The organism is Oleiphilus sp. HI0066, from assembly GCF_001635725.1.
The window spans coordinates 1-858 of the sequence record NZ_LWFH01001558.1; the positions used below are offsets into that span (position 1 = coordinate 1).

At 44.6% G+C, this 858-nt stretch carries 2 protein-coding genes; both read left to right on the forward strand.

Going from position 1 to position 858, the window contains the following annotated elements:
- Positions 1 to 248 (forward strand): type II secretion system major pseudopilin GspG (gspG, locus tag A3738_RS24600; protein WP_068763916.1); only part of this gene is annotated, 248 nt, incomplete at its 5' end.
- A gap of 3 nt (positions 249 to 251) precedes the next feature.
- The coding region (gene gspH / locus A3738_RS24605; protein WP_068479654.1) for a type II secretion system minor pseudopilin GspH at positions 252 to 858 on the forward strand (607 nt) is incomplete at its 3' end.

Sequence of the window (858 nt, forward strand, 5' to 3'; positions counted from 1 at the left end):
ATTTCAATTACCCTAGCACTGAGCAAGGTTTAGAGGCTTTGGTTAATAAGCCATCAGGTTCACCTGAACCAAAGAACTGGAGCAAAGATGGATACTTGCCAAGCGTTCCAAAAGATCCTTGGGGTGTTGAATATCAGTATGTAAGCCCAGGCTCTGAAGGTCCTTACGACCTGTATTCGTTTGGCGCAGATCAGCGCGAAGGCGGTGAGGGTGATGCGGCTGATATTAGTGTGCACGACTTGAACTAAGTTATGTTTTTTTCTTCCGAGCAATATCAACGTAATAAGGGCTTTACGCTCATTGAATTGTTGGTCGTGATGGTATTGCTTGGATTGCTCGCTGGCCTTGCTACGACGAGCTTCGGCGGTAATCAAGCGCGTGAATTGGATATAGAAACCAATAGAATGCATGCGCTCATGCGAACCGCGGCAAATGAAGCTATCTTTAGTAATGCTGAAATCGGTGTTCGAATTAGTGAGCAGGCTTACGATTTCATTTCGTACAACGAAGAAGAACAAAATTGGTCCCTCGCGACCAGCCCAGTCCTAAAACCTCAAGTATTGCCCGAATGGATGTTTCTCGAATTTGAGAGAGAAGGTGAAGAGGTAGTTCTCCCGAGCTCTGAAAAAGAAGAAAGTGAATTTGGTGGCAGTGTTTTTGATGATGACGATTCAAGTTCTACTAGCGATTCTTCTCTGCGGGATAAAAAGACGCCCGATTTCATGTTTCTGTCTAGCGGCGAGATTACCAATTTTACGGTACGTTTAAGTTTGCGAGACGACCTCGATATATTCAAAGAAGTTACGCTGAATGAGTTTGGGGAAATATCGTTACCCCACCTTGAAGATGAGTCTCAGT